The sequence below is a fragment of the Streptomyces sp. CBMA123 genome (assembly GCF_014596465.1).
In the GTDB taxonomy this organism is placed as follows: Bacteria; Actinomycetota; Actinomycetes; order Streptomycetales; family Streptomycetaceae; genus Kitasatospora.
In genome coordinates, this window is sequence record NZ_MECK01000486.1 from 1 (window position 1) to 1,270 (window position 1,270).

Below are 1,270 nucleotides of genomic sequence, written 5' to 3' on the forward strand. Positions count from 1 at the left end.
GTGGGCGGCGGCCTGCTCGGGGCTGCGGACGTACGGTGCGGGCCGCTCCCCCGGGCCGCCCGCCGCCTCCGCCGCCGGTGCTCCCGGGGCCGTCCCCGGCTCCTCGGTGGTGAGCGGACGGCGCCGGCGCCGACTGGGCAGGCCGCTGCCGTCCCCGTCGGGGGCGGCGCCCGCATCGGGGTCGGGCACCACGTGGATGGCGGGTGCCGGGTGCGGGCCGGGCTGGTTGTGGCGGTCGGCGAGCACCGGCGGCTCCTGCTCGTCGGCGTCGCGCATCGGCGGGACGGCCGCGACGGCGGGCGCCGGGACCGGGCCGTTGCCGGCCCGCAGCGGCAGCGGGGTGAGCACCGACAGCGGCTGCTCGTCGTCCACCGTCGTCACCAGCGCGGCCGGGATCCGCAGGATGGTCCGCATGCCGCCGTACGGCGAGGGCTCGATGTGGCAGGTGAAGCCGTACTGGCGGGCCAGCTTGCCGACCACCGCGAAGCCGGTCTTGGGCGGGTTGCCCAGTTCGGTGAGCAGCACGTCCGCCGGGCCGGCCAGCAGCCGGCGGGCCCGGCGCAGCTGGTCCTCGTCCATGCCGATGCCGCTGTCGTCGACGATCACCAGCGCGCCGCGGCCGCCCTGCTGGACGGTGACCGGGACGTCGGTCTCCGGGTGGGAGTAGGCGGTGGCGTTGGCGAGCAGTTCGGCGATGGCGATGGCGATCGGCTCGGCGGCCCGGGCGACCACGGCCAGCCGCTGCTCCCGCAGGTGGTTGGCGACCTTGATCCGGGCGTAGCCGGGCACCCGGGAGAGCGCGCCGACGACCACCTCGGCGAGCGGGGAGTCGGTCCGGGCCAGGCCAGGCCAGGCCTCGCAGAGCACGGCGACGGTCTGGATCCGGCGCAGCGCGACCTCGTTGCGGAAGTCGACCTCCAGCAGCCGGGGGTCGTCGTTGTCGTGCTGGAGCTGCTGGACCAGGCTCTGGATCTGGTACAGCAGGGTCTGGATCCGGGAGGTGGCGCCGCGCATGGCGGCCCGGGCGGCGGCGTCGACCCGCTCGCGCTCGTCGGCGAGGGCCGCGGTGGTGGCGTCCAGGACGAACTGCAGGGCCCGGACGCCCTCGGGGCCGACGGTCCGCGCGTCCAGCGGGCCGACCAGCGGGGCGTTGGTGTGGGTCAGCCGGACGGCGGTGGCGGAGACCCGCTCCTGGGCGAGGTGGCCGATCTCGGCGAGCAGCGCGGCGGCGCGCCGGTCGGCGGTGGCCTGCCGGGCCTCGGCCTCCTCG

At 77.5% G+C, this 1,270-nt stretch carries 1 protein-coding gene; it reads right to left on the reverse strand.

Features of this window, described 5'->3' with window-relative positions; genetic code table 11:
• On the reverse strand, nt 1-1,270 hold a 1,270-nt coding region (locus tag BG452_RS34930; RefSeq protein WP_188308358.1), incomplete at both ends, for an ATP-binding protein.